21 protein-coding genes are annotated in these 20787 nt (G+C 61.9%); 17 read left to right on the plus strand and 4 right to left on the minus strand.

Features of this window, described 5'->3' with window-relative positions:
- The 12 genes from BA190_RS07285 to BA190_RS07340 form a co-directional block, all read left to right on the plus strand.
- Nucleotides 1-382 (plus strand): SPOR domain-containing protein (locus BA190_RS07285; RefSeq protein ID WP_162275061.1); only part of this gene is annotated, 382 nt, incomplete at its 5' end.
- Between the two features lie 171 nt (nucleotides 383-553).
- A complete protein-coding gene (nagZ, locus tag BA190_RS07290) occupies nucleotides 554-1576 on the plus strand; it encodes a beta-N-acetylhexosaminidase (protein WP_068284756.1) in 1023 nt (340 codons plus the stop codon).
- Nucleotides 1577-2374 carry a ScpA family protein gene (locus BA190_RS07295; protein ID WP_068284758.1) on the plus strand — a complete coding sequence of 266 codons (798 nt, stop codon included), beginning with the start codon at nucleotides 1577-1579 and terminating at the stop codon, nucleotides 2372-2374.
- A 158-nt stretch (nucleotides 2375-2532) separates the two neighbouring features.
- Nucleotides 2533-3225 carry an SMC-Scp complex subunit ScpB gene (gene scpB / locus BA190_RS07300; protein ID WP_068284760.1) on the plus strand — a complete coding sequence of 231 codons (693 nt, stop codon included), beginning with the start codon at nucleotides 2533-2535 and terminating at the stop codon, nucleotides 3223-3225.
- A 123-nt stretch (nucleotides 3226-3348) separates the two neighbouring features.
- Nucleotides 3349-3579 (plus strand): twin-arginine translocase TatA/TatE family subunit, encoded by a 231-nt coding sequence (locus BA190_RS07305; protein WP_068284764.1) that lies wholly within the window; start codon nucleotides 3349-3351, stop codon nucleotides 3577-3579.
- Between the two features lie 100 nt (nucleotides 3580-3679).
- Nucleotides 3680-4141, plus strand: coding sequence for a Sec-independent protein translocase protein TatB (gene tatB, locus BA190_RS07310; RefSeq protein ID WP_068284766.1), 462 nt, complete (start codon nucleotides 3680-3682; stop codon nucleotides 4139-4141).
- 1 nt (nucleotide 4142) lies between these two features.
- Nucleotides 4143-4925 (plus strand): twin-arginine translocase subunit TatC, encoded by a 783-nt coding sequence (tatC, locus tag BA190_RS07315; RefSeq protein WP_068284767.1) that lies wholly within the window; start codon nucleotides 4143-4145, stop codon nucleotides 4923-4925.
- Between the two features lie 38 nt (nucleotides 4926-4963).
- Nucleotides 4964-6247 (plus strand): serine--tRNA ligase, encoded by a 1284-nt coding sequence (gene serS / locus BA190_RS07320; protein ID WP_068284769.1) that lies wholly within the window; start codon nucleotides 4964-4966, stop codon nucleotides 6245-6247.
- A 181-nt stretch (nucleotides 6248-6428) separates the two neighbouring features.
- Nucleotides 6429-7199 (plus strand): 5'/3'-nucleotidase SurE, encoded by a 771-nt coding sequence (surE, locus tag BA190_RS07325; protein ID WP_068284771.1) that lies wholly within the window; start codon nucleotides 6429-6431, stop codon nucleotides 7197-7199.
- Nucleotides 7196-7882 (plus strand): protein-L-isoaspartate(D-aspartate) O-methyltransferase, encoded by a 687-nt coding sequence (locus BA190_RS07330; RefSeq protein ID WP_082979540.1) that lies wholly within the window; start codon nucleotides 7196-7198, stop codon nucleotides 7880-7882. The genes surE and BA190_RS07330 overlap by 4 nt, the downstream gene beginning before the upstream one ends.
- A 291-nt stretch (nucleotides 7883-8173) precedes the next feature.
- On the plus strand, nucleotides 8174-9394 hold the full coding sequence (locus tag BA190_RS07335) for a cytochrome P450 (RefSeq protein WP_068284773.1): 1221 nt from the start codon (nucleotides 8174-8176) through the stop codon (nucleotides 9392-9394).
- Nucleotides 9395-9711: 317 nt separating this feature from the next.
- Nucleotides 9712-11505, plus strand: coding sequence for a peptidoglycan DD-metalloendopeptidase family protein (locus BA190_RS07340; RefSeq protein ID WP_068284776.1), 1794 nt, complete (start codon nucleotides 9712-9714; stop codon nucleotides 11503-11505).
- Between the two features lie 93 nt (nucleotides 11506-11598).
- On the opposite strand, the gene BA190_RS07345 is transcribed toward BA190_RS07340, so the two are convergent.
- Entirely contained in the window at nucleotides 11599-12465 is an 867-nt protein-coding gene (locus BA190_RS07345) for an ATP-binding protein (RefSeq protein ID WP_068284778.1), read from the minus strand.
- A 385-nt stretch (nucleotides 12466-12850) separates the two neighbouring features.
- On the opposite strand from BA190_RS07345, the gene yajC reads away from it, so the two are divergent.
- The 5 genes from yajC (at nucleotide 12851) to BA190_RS07370 (ending at nucleotide 17166) form a co-directional block, all read left to right on the plus strand.
- Complete coding sequence (yajC, locus tag BA190_RS07350; protein WP_068284781.1) at nucleotides 12851-13201, plus strand: preprotein translocase subunit YajC; 351 nt, start codon at nucleotides 12851-12853, stop codon at nucleotides 13199-13201.
- Nucleotides 13202-13333: 132 nt separating this feature from the next.
- Nucleotides 13334-14932, plus strand: coding sequence for a protein translocase subunit SecD (gene secD / locus BA190_RS07355; protein ID WP_068284783.1), 1599 nt, complete (start codon nucleotides 13334-13336; stop codon nucleotides 14930-14932).
- A gap of 21 nt (nucleotides 14933-14953) precedes the next feature.
- On the plus strand, nucleotides 14954-15895 hold the full coding sequence (gene secF, locus BA190_RS07360; protein WP_245314608.1) for a protein translocase subunit SecF: 942 nt from the start codon (nucleotides 14954-14956) through the stop codon (nucleotides 15893-15895).
- 6 nt (nucleotides 15896-15901) lie between these two features.
- Complete coding sequence (locus tag BA190_RS07365) at nucleotides 15902-16282, plus strand: Mth938-like domain-containing protein (protein ID WP_068284787.1); 381 nt, start codon at nucleotides 15902-15904, stop codon at nucleotides 16280-16282.
- The gene (locus tag BA190_RS07370) at nucleotides 16279-17166 is read left to right on the plus strand and encodes a phytoene/squalene synthase family protein (RefSeq protein WP_245314609.1); all 888 of its coding nucleotides are present in this window, start codon (nucleotides 16279-16281) and stop codon (nucleotides 17164-17166) included. Before BA190_RS07365 ends, BA190_RS07370 begins: the two co-directional genes overlap by 4 nt.
- A 22-nt stretch (nucleotides 17167-17188) precedes the next feature.
- On the opposite strand, the gene BA190_RS07375 is transcribed toward BA190_RS07370, so the two are convergent.
- The 3 genes from BA190_RS07375 to trmFO form a co-directional block, all read right to left on the minus strand.
- On the minus strand, nucleotides 17189-17650 hold the full coding sequence (locus BA190_RS07375) for a tetratricopeptide repeat protein (RefSeq protein WP_068284789.1): 462 nt from the start codon (nucleotides 17648-17650) through the stop codon (nucleotides 17189-17191).
- Between the two features lie 286 nt (nucleotides 17651-17936).
- Nucleotides 17937-19019, minus strand: coding sequence for a glycosyltransferase family 1 protein (locus tag BA190_RS35135; protein WP_082979541.1), 1083 nt, complete (start codon nucleotides 19017-19019; stop codon nucleotides 17937-17939).
- Nucleotides 19020-19218: 199 nt separating this feature from the next.
- Nucleotides 19219-20631 carry a methylenetetrahydrofolate--tRNA-(uracil(54)-C(5))-methyltransferase (FADH(2)-oxidizing) TrmFO gene (trmFO, locus tag BA190_RS07385; protein ID WP_068284793.1) on the minus strand — a complete coding sequence of 471 codons (1413 nt, stop codon included), beginning with the start codon at nucleotides 20629-20631 and terminating at the stop codon, nucleotides 19219-19221.
- Between the last annotated feature and the right edge of the window lie 156 nt (nucleotides 20632-20787).

Below are 20787 nucleotides of genomic sequence, written 5' to 3' on the forward strand. Positions count from 1 at the left end.
GCCCGCGGTGCCACCGGTTCGCCCCCGCCACATGCCGCCGGCGCCGAAGCCGGCGCAGGTGGCGTCGGCCGAACCGGCCGCCGGGGTTGCCCCGGCCGCGGCGTCGGCTCCGATAGCTGCCCCGGTCGCCAGTGGCAGCTATGTCGTCCAGGTTTCCTCACAACGTTCGCCAGCTGACGCCCAGAACGCGTTCCAGTCGCTGCAGCGCCGCTTTGCAGGTGTGCTGGGCGGCATGAAGCCTTCGATCCGCAAGGTCGATCTGCCTGACCGCGGCACCTACTACCGGGTGCGTGTTGGCGGCTGGTCCAGCCCGGCCGAGGCAACGGCCTTCTGTGGCAAGCTCAAGGCTGCCGGCGGGGATTGCGTGATCGCTCGCAACTGATACCGGCTGGCCCGATCCTGGCGCTGTTTCTACGGCGCGGCGACGGAACCAGAGGTTCGAGAGATTTCGGGCAAGCCAACTGGATCGGGGCGATCGGGGCCGAGTTCCGATCGCCCCGATCCAGTTGGCTTGCCCGTCCTTCATATTTTCCTGAAAGCCTAAGAGACTGTCATGCCCCAATCAGCGCTGATCCTGGGTTGTTCCGGCCTGTCGCTCACTCCCGACGAGCGCGCTTTCTATCGCGATGCGGATCCCTGGGGGTTCATCCTGTTCCGGCGCAATGTCGGTACGCCGGAGGATGTTCGGGCCCTGACGGATTCGCTGCGCGAGACAGTGGGACGCGATGCGCCCGTTCTGGTGGACCAGGAGGGCGGGCGGGTCCAGCGGCTGACGACTCCCCATTGGCCGAAATATCCGGCAGCGCGGCGCTATAGCCAGATCCATGCCAATGATCCGGTGACACGTCGCGAGATCACCCGGCTGGCCGCGAGGCTGATCGCGCATGATCTTCTGGAGGTCGGCATCAATGTCGATTGCCTGCCGGTGCTCGATATTCCCGTACCAGGCGCGCATGATGTGATCGGCGACCGGGCCTATGGTCTCGACGCAACCACGGTCGGCACGCTTGGCAGGGCTGCGGCCGAGGGCATGATCGCCGGCGGCGTGCTACCCGTGATGAAGCACATGCCCGGTCATGGCCGGGCCGGCGTGGACAGTCATCTCTCACTGCCGATCGTCACCGCGAGCCGGGCTGAACTCGAATCACTCGACTTCCTGCCCTTCCGCATGCTGGCCGATATGCCCGCGGCGATGACCGCGCATGTGGTTTACCAGGCTTTGGACCCGTCATCCCCAGCTACGACGTCCAAAAAGGTGATCCGGAATGTGATCAGGAAGGCAATCGGCTATGATGGTCTCTTGATGAGCGACGATCTTTCCATGCAGGCCCTCGAGGGAACCTTGGAGCAGCGGGCTGCGTCGGCCTTCGCTGCGGGCTGCGATCTCGGCCTGCATTGCAACGGCAAGATGGACGAGATGATCGGAGTGGCGCGTGCTGCCCCGGCTCTGGCAGGCAAGGCACGCCGCCGTGCCGATGCCGCCTTGGCCCGCATCCGGCACCTGCCGGAGCCGCTCGACATCGGCGAGGCACGGGAACGGCTGGCGGCGGCGCTCGCCAGCGGAGAGACGGTCTGAATGAGCGATGAATTCGACGAGCAGGTGAGGGCGGACAAGGCAGTCAGCGATCCTACGCTCGTCGTGGATGTCGACGGCTTCGAAGGACCGCTCGATCTGCTGCTCGAATTGGCGCGACGCCAGAAGGTCGATCTCACGCGCATCTCCATCCTCGCCCTTGCCGAGCAATATCTGGCCTTCGTCGAGGAGGCCCGCCGGCTCCGGCTTGAACTGGCGGCGGACTATCTGGTGATGGCGGCGTGGCTGGCTTATCTCAAATCGCGCCTGCTGCTGCCGGAATCGCCCAAGGGCGAAGAACCGCCCGCCGCCGAATTGGCTGCCGCCCTTGCGTTCCGCCTGCAGCGCCTGGAGGCCATGCGCAATGCCGCCGCCCAGTTGCAGGAGCGGGCCGTTCTGGGCCGCGACGTTTTCAAGCGCGGCATGCCCGAAGGCATTCGGCTCAACAATCACGGGCGATTCGAGGCGACGCTGCATGATCTGCTCTCGGCCTATGCCCAGCAGCGCCAGCGCGCCATGGTCGGCTATGTCAAGCTGCCCGAACGCAATGTCTGGACACTGGCCGAAGCGCGTGAATTGCTGGAAGCGCTGATCGGGCCGGCGGCGGACTGGCTCAGTCTCGACGAATTTCTGGTGGACTATCTGGCCGAGCCCTCGACACGGGCCACGGTTCGGGCCTCTAGCTTTTCTGCGAGCCTCGAACTCGTGAAGGAAGGCAAGCTCGATTTACGACAGGCCACTCCCTTCTCGCCGATCTATTTGCGCTCGCGCGGGGAGACTGGTCAGGCCGATTCTTCCTGATCGAACCAGGGTTCCATCAAGAAGAATTGGCGGCGTCTCATCCCCTTGTGCGGCAAACCGCCCGGGGCGCAATCGGTCTGGGACGACGCAGGTTTTGTTTGGCCATGCGGCCCGCGCTTCATTCTTGTGACGCTGCCCGCATAGGGAAGGATTAGGCTTTGGGCGAAATAGCATCGTTCCAACCGGAAGACATAGCGCAGACCGATCTGAAGCAGCATATGCGCCTGATCGAGGCCTTGCTGTTCGCGGCGACGGAACCGCTGGACGAGGCGACGCTGGCGTCCCGGCTGCCCGAGGGGGCCGATGTCGGCGCCGCCATCGCTGCCTTGCAGGCCGACTATGCCTCCCGTGGCGTCAATCTGGTCAGGCTGGGCGGGCGCTGGGCTTTCCGTACCGCCGACGACCTTGCGTGGATCCTGTCGCGCGATGCCTATGAGACGCGCAAATTGTCGCGGGCGGCGATGGAAACCCTGGCGATCATCGCTTATCACCAGCCGGTGACGCGCGCCGAGATCGAGGATATCCGCTCGGTCTCGATTTCCAAGGGCACGTTGGACGTGTTGCTGGAGACCGGATGGGTGCGCCTGCGCGGCCGCCGCCGCGCGCCGGGACGGCCGGTAACTTATGGTACCACGCCGGCATTTCTGGAGCATTTTGGCCTGGATGGCGTCGGCGATCTGCCTGGGCTCGATGAACTCAAGGGAGCGGGGCTGCTCGACGGCCGGCTGCCGCCCGGCTTCAGCGTGCCCATGCCCAATGATGACAGCGCGCTGACGCCGGATGAGGAGCCGCTGGAGGCTGCCGACCTTTCCTTCGCATTTCCGGAACCGGAACCCGAACATGAAGGTTGAGTAAGAACGGCAAACCTTCTTGTTTTTGCCGTGAAGCCCGCCTAGATTCTGCTGGGATCATCGGGTCGCGAGCGGCGCCGTTGTTGTGTTGTTGCAATCGGCTTTGCCGCGTTGGAGGGTATCATGGGTACATGGGGTATTACGCACTGGATCATTCTGGCTGTCGTCGTCCTCGTTCTGTTTGGCGGACGCGGCAAGATTTCCGACTTGATGGGTGACGTTGCCAAGGGCATCAAATCCTTCAAGAAAGGCATGGCCGATGACGAACCGGCGACGGCCCAGCAGCCTGTGAAGACGATCGATACCCAGGCCGGTACGACCGTCAACCCGGCCGAGCAGACCAAGGCGGGCTGATCCGACGCGGTTTGCGCCGGTGACCTCAGCCTGAAGATTGGGTCTTTCTAGGCTCCGCGTATATGCGCGGAGCGTTTCGTTTCGCCAGACCGAGCGTTGCATGTTTGATATCAGCTGGAGCCATATCCTGATCGTGGGGGCGGTGGCTGTCGTCGTCATTGGCCCCAAGGAGCTACCCAGCACGATGCGCTCCCTCGGGCGGGGCGTGAACAAGCTGCGCCGCATGGCAGGCGAGTTCCAGGGCCAGTTCAACGAAGCGCTCAAGGAAGCCAATCTCGAGGATGTCAAAAAGGAATTCGACACGCTGCGCCAATCCGCGGCAACCTTGAGTAGCATCAGCAGCCCCACCGGCCTGGCGCGCAACGCGCTGAAATCCTCGGTGTTCGATTCGGAGCCACCGCTCAGCCCGGCAGCGATCGCACCGATTCTGGAGAACGGAGCAGGAGCTGCCACGTCGGGCGAGCCTTCCATCGCCGGGCCGACCCCTTCGTCCTTGGCCGCCAAACTCGTCGGGGTCGAAATCCCCTCCGCCTTCGCCCCCCTTGCAGCGTTCAAGTCCTAAGATGACCGAAGACGACATCGACGCCTCCAAGGCGCCGCTTCTCGATCACCTGATCGAGTTACGCTCGCGCTTGATGAAATCCGGCATTGCTTTCATCGTGCTGTTCATCGGCGCTTTCGCGATTTCCAAATCGATCTATCTCATCTTGCTGTGGCCCTATGAATGGGCGGCAGCCGGCAATCCGGTCAAGCTGATCTACAATCATCCGCTGGATTTCCTATTCACACAGATTCGGGTTGCTTTCTTCGCCGCTGCTTTCGTCGGCTTTCCCTTCTTCGCCATCCAGATCTATCGTTTCGTCGCTCCTGGCCTCTACAAGCACGAACGCAATATCTTCCTGCCTTATCTGATCGCCACTCCACTCTTCTTTTTCCTGGGCGGGTTGCTGGTCTATTTCCTGGCGATGCCAGCGGTGATGCATTTCGCACTGGGCATGCAGCAACTGGGCGGCAGCGGGATCGCCACCATCGAATTGCTGGCGACTGTGGATGGCTATCTGTCCTTGCTGATGAACCTCATCTTCGCCTTCGGTTTGGTGTTTCAGCTTCCGGTGGTGCTGACCCTTTTGGGCCGGATTGGCGTGGTCGACTCGACCTTCCTGACGGAAAAGCGCCGCTATGCCATCGTCATCGTGTTTGCGATCGCCGCCGTGCTGGCGCCGCCCGATCCGTGGAGCATGATCGCGCTTGCCGTGCCGGGCGTGCTCCTTTACGAACTCTCGATCTATTCGGTCCGGTGGGTTGAGAAGAAGCGCGCGGAAAGCGATGCGCAGGCTTCGGAATAGCCCGTCGGTGTCCCGACGACCGTTCTGGAGTTGATCTCATGTATGATGTGAAGTGGATCCGCGAGAACTCGGGTCTCTTCGACCAAGGCCGGGTTCGCAGAGGGCTCGAGCCGCTGTCCGCCACCATACTCGAGCTCGACGAGAGCCGCCGCGCGCTCGTCGCCCGGCTGCAGGCTTCCCAGGAACGTCGCAACGCCGCCTCCAAGGAGATCGGTGCGGCCAAGCAGGCCAAGGACGAGGCCAAGGCGCAAGCCCTGATGGCCGAAGTCAATGCGCTCAAGGCCTCCATGCCGGCTGACGAGGAGGCGCTGCGCGTCGCCGACAAGGCTCTGTACGACCAGATCATCTCGATCCCGAACCTGCCGCTCGACGAGGTTCCTACCGGCGCCGACGAACACGGCAATGTCGAACATCACCGCCATGGCGTGGCGCGGGCCTATACATTCGCCCCCAAGGAGCATTTCGAGCTGGGCGAGGCGCTCGGCCTGATGGATTTCGAAATTGCCGCCAAGCTCTCCGGCTCCCGCTTCGTGGTGCTGCAGAAGAGCCTGGCCCGGCTCGAGCGGGCAATCGGTCAGTATTTCATCGACAAGCATACCGGCGAACACGGCTATACCGAGGTCGCGGCGCCCTTGCTGGTGCGCGACGATGCCATGATCGGCACGGCCCAGTTGCCGAAATTCGCCGAGGACCAGTTCCGAGTGCAGCCCGGCGATTTCTGGCTGATTCCGACGGCCGAGGTTTCGCTGACCAATCTCGTGCGCGACGCGATCACCGCCGAGGAGGAGTTGCCGCTGCGCTATACCGCGCTGACCCACTGCTTCCGGGCCGAAGCCGGCGCTGCGGGGCGCGATACGCGAGGCATGATCCGCCAGCACCAGTTCCAGAAGGTCGAGCTCGTCTCGATCACAACCCCCGAGCAGAGCCGCGACGAGCATGAGCGCATGCTCGCCTGTGCCGAGGCCGTGCTGAAGGGGTTGGATCTACACTACCGGGTGATGACGCTGTGCACGGGTGACATGGGCTTTGCCTCGCAGAAGACCTATGACATCGAGGTCTGGCTGCCGGGGCAAGGGTTGTTCCGTGAAATCTCGTCCTGCTCGGTCTGTGGCGACTTCCAGGCGCGCCGTATGAACGCACGGACCCGTCCGAAGTCCGGTGGCGCTCCGCGTTTCGTGCATACGCTGAACGGCTCGGGCGTGGCTGTCGGCCGCGCACTTGTGGCCGTGATGGAGAATTACCAGAACGAAGACGGTTCCATCACCGTTCCGGATGTCCTGGTTCCCTATATGGGCGGCCTGCGCCGGATCGAAAGACAATAGGCCTCGACTCTGCGCATCCTGCCATACCCTCCTTGATTCCAGAATCAAGAAGGGTGCGGTAGTCTTTTGTTTCTGCAGGGATTTTCGCAACGGCAGGGGATTGCGTAAGACAAACCCTCGCCGGAGCTCCTTTTCCTGTGGCACACTGGTGTGGACTCAGCGAATAAGGGACGAACGGCGGATGCGAGTTCTGATTACCAACGATGATGGCATCCATGCGCCAGGCCTGGTTTCGCTGGAGAAGATCGCCCGCAGCCTGAGCGACGACGTGATCGTCGTAGCGCCCGAGACGGATCAGTCCGGCGTGTCCCACTCCCTCTCGCTCAGCACGCCGCTGCGTCTGCGGCAGATCGAGGAAAAGCGCTATGCGGTCAGCGGGACACCGACCGATTGCGTGTTGATGGGCGTGCAGCATCTGCTCAAAGGCAAGCAGCCGGATCTGGTGCTGTCCGGGGTCAATCGCGGCCAGAATATCGCCGAGGACGTCACCTATTCCGGCACGGTGGCAGCCGCGATGGAAGGCACCGTTCTCGGGATTCCGTCGATCGCGCTCAGCCAGGGCTATGGCATTGGGAGCAGGGACGGCATGCGTTGGCATTGCGCCGAACAGCATGCACCCGGCGTGATCCGCAAGCTCCTGGCCCACGGTTTCGCCAGGGGAACCTTGTTCAACGTCAATTTTCCCGATTGCGAGCCCGGGGAGGTCGTCGGGGTTGCCGTCACGACGCAAGGGCAGCGCGACGCGGCTCTCGTCGACGTGGTGGAGCGGCAGGATTTTCGCGGTGGTCCCTACTACTGGCTGGCACCGCGGCGGGAAACGCCGCCCAGGCTCGAGGGCACCGATCTGGCCGCGCTTTTCAACAAACAGATTTCCGTGACCCCCCTCCATCTCAACCTGACCGACGTGCCAGCCCTGCAACGGCTTTCGGATAGCTTTGAAACGGTGCGATGACGGACAACATGACGGATTACGAGCCCTTTGTGAATCCCGATGACGAACACGCGCAGGAGATGATGGCTTTCATCCTGCGCCTGCGCCGCCACGGGTTGACGGATCAGAAGGTGCTGAATGCCGTTTCCACTTTGCCGCGCCCTGTCTTCGTGCTGCCGGAATTCGCCGATTTCGCCTGGCGCGACCTCAGCCTTCCCATCCAGTGTGGCCAGACCATCACACCGCCTGTGCTCGCGGCCACCATTGCCGAACGCCTGGATGTCGAACCCCTGCACCGTGTACTGGAGATCGGTACGGGTTCCGGCTATCTGACCGCAGTGCTCGGGCGCCTCGCCAAGCGGGTTCTTACGCTCGACCGTTGGCGCACCTTGGTCACAGAGGCCGAGGAAAGGCTGCGGGCCGTCACCATCCTCAATGTCACCATGATGGTGGCAGACGGCAGTTCCGGTTGGCGCCAGCAGGCGCCCTTCGATCGTATCGTCACCACGGCGGCGATGAGCGAGGTGCCGGAGGATCTGCTGGATCAACTGGCCCTGGGGGGACGGATGATCGCGCCGATCGGCCCGCCCGGCGAAGAGCAGCAATTGACCATGATCGTGCGCGACGCCGACGGTTTCCATCATACGCCGCTGATGGACATCCGTGCCGCTTCGATGATTCTGGGCGTGGCCGACCGGCTTTAAGCCGCCGTCGAGTTTGGAACGGAAGCGAGATTCGGCTCCATCATCGCCGGTATCACAGTACAAACCTGTCTTTCCCGTCGAGCCGGATTTCAATCGCTCGACTGCAGGGCAGGGGGCGAGGCTCCGACGCGGCGGATGCAGACAAATTCAGGTCACGGAGGGATGGCGGGATACCTCCATCCCGTGCAGTATGCGGCGGTTTCCGACGGTGCGGGGCTGGCAGCTCAGGTCTGATTTCAAGATCACCCCTGGCCGTTCAGTCAGAGCCACAAGTCGGTTGGGGGATTTGAGATGACCGAACAGGCAGCACAACAATATACTTCAGATATTCCAACATTCAGCATTGCCGAACTGGATCAGGACACGCATGCCCTGTTCCGCAAATTTCGACCGGAAACGCCTTTCATCCGGCGGGATGATGGGCCGCTCTTCGTCCTGCGCGCCAAGGATGTCGTCAGCCTCACCACCGATGAGCGCACCCGCCAGATTGAAACCGAGCTCCTGCAATTGAGGGGAGTCACCTCCGGACCGCTCTTCGACTTCTACGACAAATGCATGCTGCTTTCGAATGGGGCTGCCCATAGGCGGCGGCGGGGCCCGATGGCGCGGACCTTCGCCTTCAAGATGGTTGCCGAGGTCCGCCCCAAGGTACGTGCGATGGCGGAGAAACTGATCGACCAGCACTTTGAGACCGGCGGGATGGACCTGTTCAGGGATTATTCCGCGATCATACCGGCCCATACCGTCGCCGCCATTCTGGGCATGCCCGAGGCCGATATTCCGAAGTTTGCGGATTGGATCTACGTCATCGCCCGCAGTCTGGGCACCTCGTGGACGGAAAAGGACATTCCCGAGCTCGAGGATGCTTGCCGCCAGATGACGGACTACATGTATGAACTGGTGGCGGAACGCCGCCAGAACCCGCGCGGCGATTTCCTGTCCGACTATATCGCCGCCATCGACGAGAATCCCGAGATGACGCCGCTCGAGGCCATCATGCAGATCATCATCGTTGTGCTGGGCGGCAGCGATACCACCCGGGCCTCGATGGCGATCCAGACGGCACTTCTGCTCGAGCATCGCGAACAATGGCAGGATGTGTGCGGCGATCCCAGCCTCATTCCCGGCGCGGTTTCCGAGGCCCTGCGATTCGAGCCCTCGGTGGCCTCGCTGCCGCGACTGGTGCTGGAAGAGATCGAGATAGGCGGCCATACTTTGGCGCCGGGATCGTTGCTGATGCTCTCCACCATGTCGGCCCTGCGTGATCCCGATGTCTTCGGCGAGCCCGATCGATTCGACATCAGGCGAACGGATCACACGCGCTGGCACTATGTCTTCGGCGGCGGTGCCCATCGCTGCCTGGGCGAGGCCCTGGCAAAAGCCGAACTGGAAGAAGGATTGGCAGCGCTCGTCAGCCGTATTCCGCAGGCAAGGCTCATCGGCAAGCTGAAGGTCGAAGGCCATGGCGGCATTCGCAGCGCCGAGGATCTGCGCCTGGAATGGACGCGCTGACACCATTTGTGAGTCGCGCCGGACACGCTGATTCCCAGCGAACGCCGGCGCGGTGTTGCCTTAACGCATGAGGCGGGGGCTGTCCGGTTTCCTGATTGTGATCTCCTGTCATGCAACTGGCATGAGCATCACGCGGCTGGTTGTAAAGTTCAGCGATCTCAATGAGATGAGTGGCACGGATCCCAAGGTGCCCGGTTGCCCGCGATCGACGCCATTCCCGGATTTTGTCCAAATTGAGTCCGGCTCTTAAGGCGTTGTTTACCCCAATAGAGGCTTAATCACCCCATCTTCTTCTCAAGCGTGGGTGTGAGCGTCCTATGCGTTTTCCGATCGAATTGGTCCGTTCGCGCCATTTGTCGCGCGTCGCCGTGATCGCCCTGGTGGCTGGCCTCGCAGCAAGCTGCAGCGATACATCGAGGTTCGCCCAGAACCCCTTCTCCAATCCATTCACCGCGAGTGACAACCAGTTGGCCTATGCGCAGCCGCAGCCTTCCAGGGCGAGGCCGCGCTACGACAACGCCGGCTATGCCGTCAACACGGTGCCTGCGGCCGGTGTGGTCGCCTCGCAGCCACTGCCGCCGGTTGGTGCCGTGGCGCAGCGCAGTGCACCGTCTACGCAATATCGCCTGGCGCGCGGCGAGCAGCCGATCGTGACTGGCGCGATCTCGACGCCCGCGCCGCAGATCGGCGGCTTCAAGGCCGGCGGTTGGACCGCGACGGGCGGAACGCCGGTGACGGCCGCCGCGGGAGAGACCATCAACACGCTCTCCAATCGCTACGGTGTGCCTTCCGACGCGATCATGAAGGTCAACGGCCTGACCTCCCGCTCGCTGACGCCAGGTCAGCAGGTCATCATCCCCGTCTACAACGCGGCCCAGAATGGCAACGGCGCAGTGACGACTGCCGCCGCCGCCACCGAGCAACCCTATCCGGGCGATGTACCCGAGACGTCACGCGGCAGCGTTGGCGAGGTCAAGGTTCGCCCTGTTGCGACCACGCCGGCCGCCGGTGCGAAGCCGAGGCCGGCTCCCGTTGCCGCAGCCTCTGGCGTTCATGTCGTCAAGCCGGGCGAGACGCTCACGTCGATCGCCAAGGCCTATGGCACGACGCGCCCCCGCCTTGCCAAGGAAAACGGCATCGATGAATGGATGAGCGTCAAGATCGGCCAGAAGCTGGTCGTGCGCGGTACGGCCCATGCCGCTGCGCCAGCGCCGGCTGCTGAGGTCGTCGACAACCGTCCGCCGCGTGACGTGCCGGTTGCCGCCGCCGCTCAGCCGAGGCCTGTGGCTGCTCCCAAGCCGGTGCAGGCGGCGCGTGCCGCCACTCCGGTTCCGGTGAGGACCGCCAAGACGCAAAAATCGATTGCCGCCGAGGCGATGCAGGTCGCAGCCCCGCATGGACAGGCCGTCAAGACTGCGACCGTCAAGCCGGTGACGGTCAGGCCGGTTCAGACGGCAAAGGTCGCTCCGGTCGAGGCCAAGGCCAAGCCTGCCCAGGTCGCGGTTGCCAAGCCGGTCGATCCGACCAAGGCGAACAAGCTCAAGGCGGAGAAGCTCGCCGCTGCCAAGCAGAAGGTGCCGGCCAGCAAGCCTGCGCAGGTGGCAGCTGCCAAGCCGGTCAAGCCCGCCGAAGTCAGCCAGCCTGCGCCGGTTGCAACCGGGACGATCTCGCCCTCCGCGAACCTGCCCCAGCAGGCTGCTCCCGCCGCGGAACTGCCGAAGGATGCCAATGCCGCCACGCCGGGTAGCCCCGAGTTCCGCTGGCCGGTGAAGGGACGGATCATCCAGAATTTCGGCCGCAATAGCGACGGCATCAATATATCGGTACCGGAAGGAACCGAGGTGAAGGCCGCCGAGGATGGCGTCGTTGCCTATGCCGGCAATGAATTGAAGGGCTATGGCAACCTGATTCTCATCCGCCACGCCAACGGCTATGTCACGGCCTACGGCCACGCCAAGGATCTCGACGTCAAGAAGGGCGAAACCGTCCGGCGTGGCCAGACCATCGCGACCGCCGGCCAGACCGGCAACGTGACCTCGCCGCAGGTGCTGTTCGAAGTACGCAAGGGCGCCGCCCCGGTCGATCCGACCCGCTATCTCTCCGGCACCTGATACCGAAATCTGCTTCTCCGCGAGACCCCGAAGCAGCTCGAGTGGCCCGGCAGCAATGTCCGGGCCACTTTCTATCGGGCCGATGGTTTGGGTTCAGTTCAACGTCTTGCCCAGTCGGCCGGCAAGATCCTGCACATATTGCCAGGCCGTGCGGCCCGAGCGGGCGCCGCGGGTCGTCGCCCATTCCAGGGCTTCGGCCCGCATGGTGTCGCGATCGAGGTCGAGGCCGAAGTGCTCGGCATAGCCATAGACCATGTCGAGGTAATCGTCCTGGCTGCAGCGATGGAAGCCGAGCCACAGGCCGAAACGATCGGAAAGCGATACTTTTTCTTCCACGGCCTCGCCGGGATTGATCGCGGTCGATCGCTCATTGTCGATCATGTCGCGCGGCATCAGGTGACGCCGGTTCGACGTCGCGTAGAAGATGAGATTGTCCGGACGCCCCTCGACGCCGCCTTCCAGGGCGGCTTTGAGCGATTTGTAGGAGGTGTCGTCGCTATCGAAGGAAAGATCGTCGCAGAACACGATGAAGCGATAGGGGGCCCGGCGGGTGAGGTTCATCAACTCGGGCAGGCTGTCGATGTCCTCGCGGTGAATTTCGATCAGCTTCAGGATACCGCCGACCTTGGCGTTGATGTCGGCATGGGAAGCCTTCACTAGCGACGACTTGCCCATGCCCCGGGCGCCCCAGAGCAGGGCGTTGTTGGCAGGCAGCCCGCGCGCAAAGCGCTCGGTATTGTCGACCAGGAGATCCCGCACCAGATCGATACCCTTGAGCAGGGGCATTGCAACCCTGTTCACCTTGGGCACAGGCTGAAGATGTTTCTCGCCTGCCTGCCAGATGAAGGCCTCGGCGGCATCGAAATCGGCCTTGATGGCGGCTGGCGGCGCCAACCGCTCCAGGGCGTCGGCGATACGGGCGAGCAATTGCGGCAATTCGCGGGATGAAAAATCAGTCATGGCAACCAGGTGAGATGAACTTGAGTAAGCTCTTCGTCTCTAACGCGCCAATGGGGCGCTGAAAAGCGGCGGCATGCCGCGCCTGCCTTTCAGCGAGGCGCGATGCGCGCTGTAGCAACGCTGGCGCGTGGCCGAGAAGCGTTCCTGGCAGGGCCGGGACCTCTGCGCTGGCGCCTTTGACGCAGGGCCCACGATTCCCGGGCTACCGGCTTTTGATGCACTGCCATGATACCCGAACGGACGGTTTCCCACATCGTTAGCCATGAATTTTTCGTCATGTGCCAGGCAAAAGTGGCGTTCTGTTTGCTTTCGGTGGCTGGTTCACTATATTCCGCGCGAATTCGCGGCCGGGCTGTCCCGGCCGCTTCTCTTGAGAGGCGATCCCATGTTCACGACACCAGCCTTTGCCCAGGCAGCCCAGGGCGGCGGCGATCTGTTCTCCAGTCTCGGTGGCACGCTGCTGCTGCCGATCGCGATGTTCGTGATCTTCTACTTCCTGCTGATCCGTCCGCAGCAGCGCAAGGCGAAGGAACAGGCCGCTCTGCTCAAGGCGATCCGTCGTGGCGACACCATCGTGATGTCGGGTGGCATGATCGGCAAGGTCACCAAGGCTGTCGAAGGCGAGTCGGAGATCGAGGCCGAGATTGCCGAAGGCGTTCGCGTGAAAGTCATCCGTGAGATGGTGGTCAGCGTCCGCTCCAAGACCGAGCCGGTGAAGAAGTCCGAGGCGGCCTGAAGCGTTCTGGGGTAATTCCCCTCTTTGGCTTCGATCACAAGACACGATAAGAGACTCAGGATAGGGTCGGCGCGGTTCTTCATCTCCCGACTGTCCTGAGAATAGCCTGTCAAGGCTCGGAATTGCTCCGCTATGCTGCACTTTTCTCCCGCCAAGACGGCTTCGGTCCTTCTTACCTTGCTGATCGGCCTATGGCTGGCCGCACCCAATCTGATGCCGGCCAACTGGGTCAAGGCCATGCCGTCCTGGCTGCCGCACAAGACACTGACGCTCGGGCTCGATCTCCAGGGCGGTTCCTACTTCCTGCTCGAGATCGACAAGAATGCGGTGATCAAGGAACAGGTCGCCAGCCTGCGTTCGCAGGCGCGCCAGATCCTGAACGACAACAAGATCCGCAGCCAGGCCGCCCTGCAGGGGCGCGGTATCCTGGTGACGCTGCCCAATCCGGCCGACACCGAAAAGGCTGTCCAGTTGCTGCAGGTGCTGGGCAATCCGGCTGACGGCAATCTGTTCGGCACCGGCAACCGCACCGCGACCATCGCCTCGTCGACGCCGGGGCAGGTCAGTGTGGCCTTGACCGATGAAGGCCTGCGCGACCGCATGACCCGCATCGTCCAGCGTTCGGTGGAGATCGTCGGCAACCGCGTCAACCAGACCGGTGTGGTCGAGCCGATCATCCAGCGCCAGGGCGAAGATCGCATCGTGGTGCAGTTGCCGGGTCTGGAAGATCCGGATCGTTTCAAGACTCTGCTGGGCCAGACGGCCAAGCTGGAATTCCGCCTCGTGGATCTCAGCATGCCGGTCGACCAGGCCATGCGGGCCCGCCCGCCGGTCGGTTCCACGGTCCTGCCGTCATCGGATGGAGGCCAGAACTACCTGATCGAAGACCAGGTGATGGTTGCCGGCGACGAACTCACCGACGCCCAGGCGAGCTTCGACCAGAACACGCGCGAGCCGGTGGTCTCCTTCCGCTTCAACACCAATGGCGCGCGCCAATTCGGTCGTGTCACCACCGAGAATGTCAACAAGCCCTTCGCCATCGTGCTCGACGGCAAGGTCCTGTCGGCGCCGGTCATTCGCGAGCCGATCACCGGTGGCTCGGGCCAGATCTCGGGTAACTTCACCACCCAGCAGGCTCAGGATCTGGCGCTGCTGCTGCGCTCGGGCGCCTTGCCCGCGCCCATGACGGTGATTCAGGAACAGACGGTCGGTCCGGGCCTCGGCCAGGCTGCCATTCGCGCCGGTGAGATGGCCGCGCTGGTCGGCTCGATCCTGGTCATCGGCTTCATGATCGCCAGCTATGGCCTGTTCGGCATCATCGCCTCCGTCGCCGTGGCGCTCAATGTCGGCATGATCTTCGGCATCCTGTCCCTGCTCGGCGCGACGCTGACCCTGCCGGGTATCGCCGGCATCGTGCTGACGGTCGGCATCGCCGTCGACTCCAACGTGCTGATCTATGAGCGCATACGCGAGGAAGTGCGGGCCGGACGAACCGTGCTGATGTCTCTCGATGCCGGCTTTGCCCGGGCGCTGGCGACCATCCTGGATTCCAACATCACCACCTTCATTGCCGCCGCCGTGCTGTATTTCGTCGGTACCGGCGCCGTGAAGGGCTTCGCGGTGACGCTGGGAATCGGCATCATCACGACGGTGTTCACCGCCTTCACGGTCACGCGCCTGTTGGTTTCCTGGTGGTATCGCGGGGTCAAGCCTCGTTCCATCCCGATTTGATAGATTGATGGAGTGAGCGCGGTGCGCCATCTTCGCATTGTTCCCGACAATACCAGCTTCGGCTTCATCCGGTTCCGGCGTATCAGCTTTCCGATTTCGGCGGTGCTGTCGATCCTGGCCCTGGTGCTCTTCTTCACCCACGGCCTGAATTACGGCATCGATTTCAAGGGCGGTATCGCCCTTGGCGTCACGGCTCAATCGGGGCAGCCCGACGTGCAGGCCATTCGTGACAAGCTGGCACCGCTCGGGCTGGGAGAAGTCCAGATTCAGAGTTTCGGCGACAAGGGACAGGTGCTCATGCGCATTGCCCTACAGCCGGGCGGTGATGCCGAGCAGAATGCGGTTGCCGAGAAGGTCAAGCAGACACTGAAGCCCGACTATTTCTCCGGCAAGGACGACCAGATCCAGATCATCGGCCCGAGCGTTTCGCAGGAACTGGTGACGGTCGGCACGGTCGGCATCTTCGTCGCCATTCTGGGCATTCTGATCTATTTGTGGTTCCGCTTCGACTGGCAGTTCGCCGTCGGCGCCATGATCGCCAACGTCCATGATATCGTGCTCACCATCGGCTTCATGTCGGTCACGCAGATCGATTTCGACCTGACCAGCGTTGCAGCGCTGCTGACCATCCTCGGCTATTCGCTCAACGATACCGTGGTGATCTATGACCGAATCCGCGAGCTCCTGCGCAAATACAAGAAGAAGCCGATGGATGAGCTCTTGGACGAGTCGATCAATGCCACGCTGTCGCGCTCGGTGATCACCCACGTCACCGTGGCACTGGCCTTGCTGGCCCTGCTTCTGTTCGGTGGCCACGCCATTCATAGCTTCACCGCCACCATGCTGTTCGGCGTCGTGCTGGTCGGTACCTACACCTCGATCTTCATTGCATCGCCCGTCCTGATCTATCTGGGCCTGCGTCCGGGCAGCCATGAGACGGCAGGCGGCGACAAGCCGGAGTAAGCTGCCATGACCGGAGGCGAACGCCGCTTCCTGCCGCGCGTGGCGCCGATCGATGCCTATGGCACCGGCGGCTTCCGCTTTGCGGAGATGTCGCATCGCGGCTCGCTTCTTTGCCTGCCCTCGGGCATGCATGCCTGGCCGGTGACGAGCGTGGCCGAGTTTTCGGCGCAGGCCTTCGAGCCGGTTTTCGCGGAGGCCGATGCCATCGAGATCCTGCTCGTCGGCACCGGTCCCGACGTCGCATTTTTCCCCGAAGCGCTGCGCTGGCGTTTTCGCGATCTCAAGATCGTCGTCGATGCGATGCCGACCGGTGCGGCGACTCGCACCTGGAATGTCCTGCTCGCCGAGGATCGGCGCGTGGCTGCCGCCTTGATCGCCGTGCCATGAGCGCCGACCGCCCGGCCAATTCCCTGGCCAATTCCAATATCAGTATGACGAACGAAGCTTATTGCGCGAGCCTGCTGCGCGAACATGACCGCAATCGCTGGCTTGCCAATCTGTTTGCGCCGGCCGAGCACAGGCGCGGCCTCAATGCGCTCTACGCCTTCAACAGCGAGATCGAGCGCGTGAGGGATATGGTGTCGGAGCCTCTGCCGGGCGAAGTCCGGTTGCAATGGTGGCGGGACCTGCTGGAGGGGCAGGCGAGGGGGCAGATCTCGGGGCATCCCGTTGCCTCCGAGCTTCTGGCCGCGATCGATCGCTACCACCTCCCGGCTTCGGCGCTCTTAACCCTGATCGATGCCCATGCGCACGATCTCTATGACGACCTGCTGCAGAGCGTTACCGATCTGGAAGGTTATTGCGGCGAGACCTATTCCAGCCTGTTCCGCCTAGCCAGCCTCATTCTCGCCGATGGCGGCGACCCCGGTACTGCCGATCTTGCCGGGCATGCCGGCGTGGCCTATGGCATAGCCTGCCTGATGAAACAGGCTGCCCGGCATGCGGCGAGGGGGCAGATCTTCGTGCCAGCCGATCTCGTGCTCAAGCATGGCATGGCGCGCGAGGACCTGTTGAATGGGCGCAATACCGCAGAGATGCGTGCCATGTTTGGCGAGCTCGCCGCGGTAGCGCGGCATCATCTGGACACAGCGGAGCAGTTGCTGCCTGCCGTGCCCATTGCAGTTGCACCCGCCTATGTCGGTCTTGCGCTGGTTGGCCCTTTGCTCAGGCGCATGACGCGCCCGGGCTTTGACTGGTTTCGCCAGGAGGCCGAACTGCCGCAATGGCGCAGTCAATGGCATCTGTGGCGTTTTTCACGCAAGCTGCGTTAGTTCGGAGCAGGGCTGCCTTGGACTATTTCGGCTTCGCAGCCAGGGCCAGCGCCTTTTCCAGATCTTCACGCTCCTCGCAGCCGTCGGGGCAGAGCTTGACCAGGGTTGCGAGATTCTGCTGGGCCTTGGGAAGGTCGCCGTTCTCGATGAAGAGTTCACCCTGATATTCCAGGGTTCCCTTGTGGTTGGGATCGATGGCGAGCGCCTTCTCGTAGAAAGTTTGGGCCGTCTTGCGGTCTCCGCTCTTGCGCAGGCTGAAGCCGAGCAGATTGTAGACGTCGGGGTCTTTCGAGCCCTGGTCAGCCAGGGGCTGGAGGGCCGCTATGGCAGCCTTGTAGTCCTCCGCCTTGATCTGAGCCCGGACGGAGGCGAGGTCGGACGTCGCCGCGGCAGCAGGGGCGTCGGATGAGGTGTCGGCAGCCGAGGCCTGGCCTGCAACGAGGAGGAGGGTCAGGACGGATGCGAGGCCACTCAGGCGGAGCATGGCAGAATCCTGTTTTGCTGATGACGAGGTGGGACTATGAACGTCGTCGATCGGACCTTGGGTTCCCGCCATGACGCGGACAGGGTGGAAACCGCCAGCAGGCTACATCGTTCTCGAGCCAGTGCCCATCCCGCTTTCGCCTTCGGAGTGGTGACATGTGTCGCGCAGCCCGATCACGTGCGAGCAGCAGCGTGATCGGAGCGTAGATATCCAGAAAAGATGACGCTTTCGGGTCCGAGGCCAACGCCATCGATGCCGCTTTAGCCATGCCCCTTCGATCGAGGCCCTATTCAGCAGCCATAATGATATCGAGATATTGTCTGGCTGAGGTTTCCCATCTGTATCTCTCGGCAACGCTGCGCCCCTTCGATGCCAATTCGGCCCGCAGATTTTCGTCGTTCCATAGAGTTTCTATTCTTTCAGCCCACTCCGGCGCCGAGTATGGCTGATCGACGAATAGAGCCCCTCCGGCGCAAATCTCCGGCATGGCGCCCAAGTTGGAACAAATGGTCGGCGTTCCAAGGGACATGGCTTCCAAGGGCGGGAGACCAAATCCTTCGGTGGTAGATGGGAATATGAACATGCTGGCGTTTCGCAGCAGTGCCGCGAGCTCGCCATCCGTTACCCTGCCCGCAAAGATGGCGTTCTCAGGTACCGAAACGCCATTCTCTTCGTAATTCGACTTCAGGGTCGATCCAAATAGGATCAGTTTTCTATTTGGTAAATAATCTTTGAACGCGCTCAGTATCGTGCGAACGTTCTTGTGGTGATGAATATAACTGTTTGTTAGAGCGTATTGACTCCTTTCAATTTGAAGTTTTGAAAATATATTATTATCATCCTCAAATTCTGGTTTAGAAAAATGATCTACTCCATTATATATTACATGAATGTCGTTTCTGTTTGTGACTTTGTGTTTTAATATTTCGTTTTTTGCGTAATTCGATACCGAGACAATGTGCTTGTATCGTCTTGATACTATGGGTGTAATGACGTTGTATAAAATAAAAGTTTTCCAACCATGGGATTTTTTTGCTGATCTAAATTGCGCGTCATGAATAACAACGCAGCCTGTGTGTTTTATGATCGGAGCTGTCGCTGTAAAATTTAACGAATAAGCGCTCCCAACGTTAATTGGAAAATCAAATTGTTCCCAAAGAACGCCTTGTCTATTTCCGACCTCCAATATAGGTATATTTTTTAATTTTATCTGATTTAAACCACCTCTTGGTGTAACTATTTCGATATCCAAATTTCTATACTTTGGTTCGGTTATAAGTTTATCGATCGCTATAGTTAGCTCTCGGCCAACTCTTGGCATTCCTTCTATACTGGCAAGCAGGAACTTGCCATTTATCACTATTTTCATATCTCTCTCCCCTTCGAGCCGTAATCCTTGATTGCGGCGTCGCTCCGAGGGATATGCAAGTATGAATACCGTGACGCGCCTGTGATGGGCAGCTCACAGAGATAAGCTCAAGGCCCGGATGCAGACAGCAAAGCTGGGGCGAGACCGGATACAAGGATGTTCGAGGCCAATATCCGGCGCGCGAGACAAGCTCGATTTCTCAGGCTGGGAGTTGCTCGCCAGCCGTCGCCTTCTTCCAGCCTTCCAGGGCTTCCAAGGCCCTTGCGCTCATCGCCTTTTTTTTGGCAAGGGTCTTTTCGCTGCCGCGCAGGCGCTTTCCACCTTCCCCCTTGGGCGCAATTTCCAGAGGCGGGAACAAGCCGAAATTGACATTCATCGGCTGGAAGGAGCGCGGGCCCGAATCCTCGCTGACGAGGTGACCGCCGGTGATGTGGTTGAGCAGCGCACCAAGGGCCGTGATGGCTGGCGGTGCCGTCACCGACTGGCCCAAGCGTTCGGCGGCGGCGAAGCGGCCCGTCATCAGGCCGACGCTTGCGCTTTCGATGTAACCTTCGCATCCGGTGATCTGGCCGGCAAAGCGCAGGCGAGGCATCGATTTGAGGCGCAACGTCGCGTCGAGCAGTACGGGCGAGTTGAGATAGGTGTTGCGATGCAACCCGCCCAGACGGGCAAATTCGGCATTCTCGAGCCCCGGAATTAGGCGGAACACCCGAATCTGCTCGGCATATTTCAGCTTCGTCTGGAAGCCGACCATATTGTAGAGCGTGCCGAGCGCATTGTCCTGGCGCAATTGCACGATGGCGTGCGGCTTGACGTCGGGATTGCGCGGATTGGTGAGGCCAACGGGTTTCAGCGGTCCGAAGCGCAGGGTTTCGCGACCTCGCTCGGCCATGACCTCGATCGGCAGGCAGCCATCGAAATAGGGCGTGCCCTCGAACTCCTTGAAGCCTGTCTTGTCGCCGGCAAGAACGGCGTCGAGAAAGGCTTCGTACTCCTCCTTGCTGAGGGGGCAGTTGATATAGTCGGCGCCGGTGCCGCCCGGGCCCGGCTTGTCGTAGCGCGACTGATACCAGGCAATATCCATGTTGATGGATTCGCGGTGCACGATCGGCGCGATCGCGTCGAAGAATGCGAGCGAGGTTTCGCCGGTGAGTGCAGCGATGGCATCGGCAAGAGGCTTGGAGGTGAGGGGGCCGGTGGCGACGATGACATTGTCCCAATCAGCCGGCGGCAGGCCGTCGACATGTTCGCGCCGGATCTCGATCAAGGGATGTGACGTCAGCCGTTCCGTGACTGCAGCCGAGAAGCCGTCCCGGTCCACCGCCAGCGCGCCGCCCGCCGGAACCTTGTGGCTATCGGCGCAGGCCATGATCACCGAATCCAGCCGGCGCATTTCCTCATGGAGCAGGCCGACGGCGTTCGTCTCGGCGTCATCGGAGCGGAAGGAGTTGGAGCAGACGAGCTCGGCGAAGTCCGTGGTCTTGTGGACCTCAGTCGCTTGAACGGGGCGCATCTCGTGCAGGATGGCGGGAACGCCTGCCTGGGCAATCTGCCAGGCGGCTTCGGAACCGGCAAGGCCGCCGCCGATGATATGAATGGGGGTAATGCTCATGCCCCGGCTTTTAAACCATCAGGGGCGGCTATTGAAGCATCAGCCCAACAAAAAGCCGCCCCAAAAGGGCGGCTATGTGGCACTCGGCCCTGGTCCTGCAAGGCGGCGCCTACGACTTTTCCCTTAGGCTCGCTGTCATCGCGGCCCGGTCGCCTG

The organism is Labrys sp. WJW (assembly GCF_001676615.1).
Taxonomy (GTDB): domain Bacteria; phylum Pseudomonadota; class Alphaproteobacteria; order Rhizobiales; family Labraceae; genus Labrys; species Labrys sedimenti.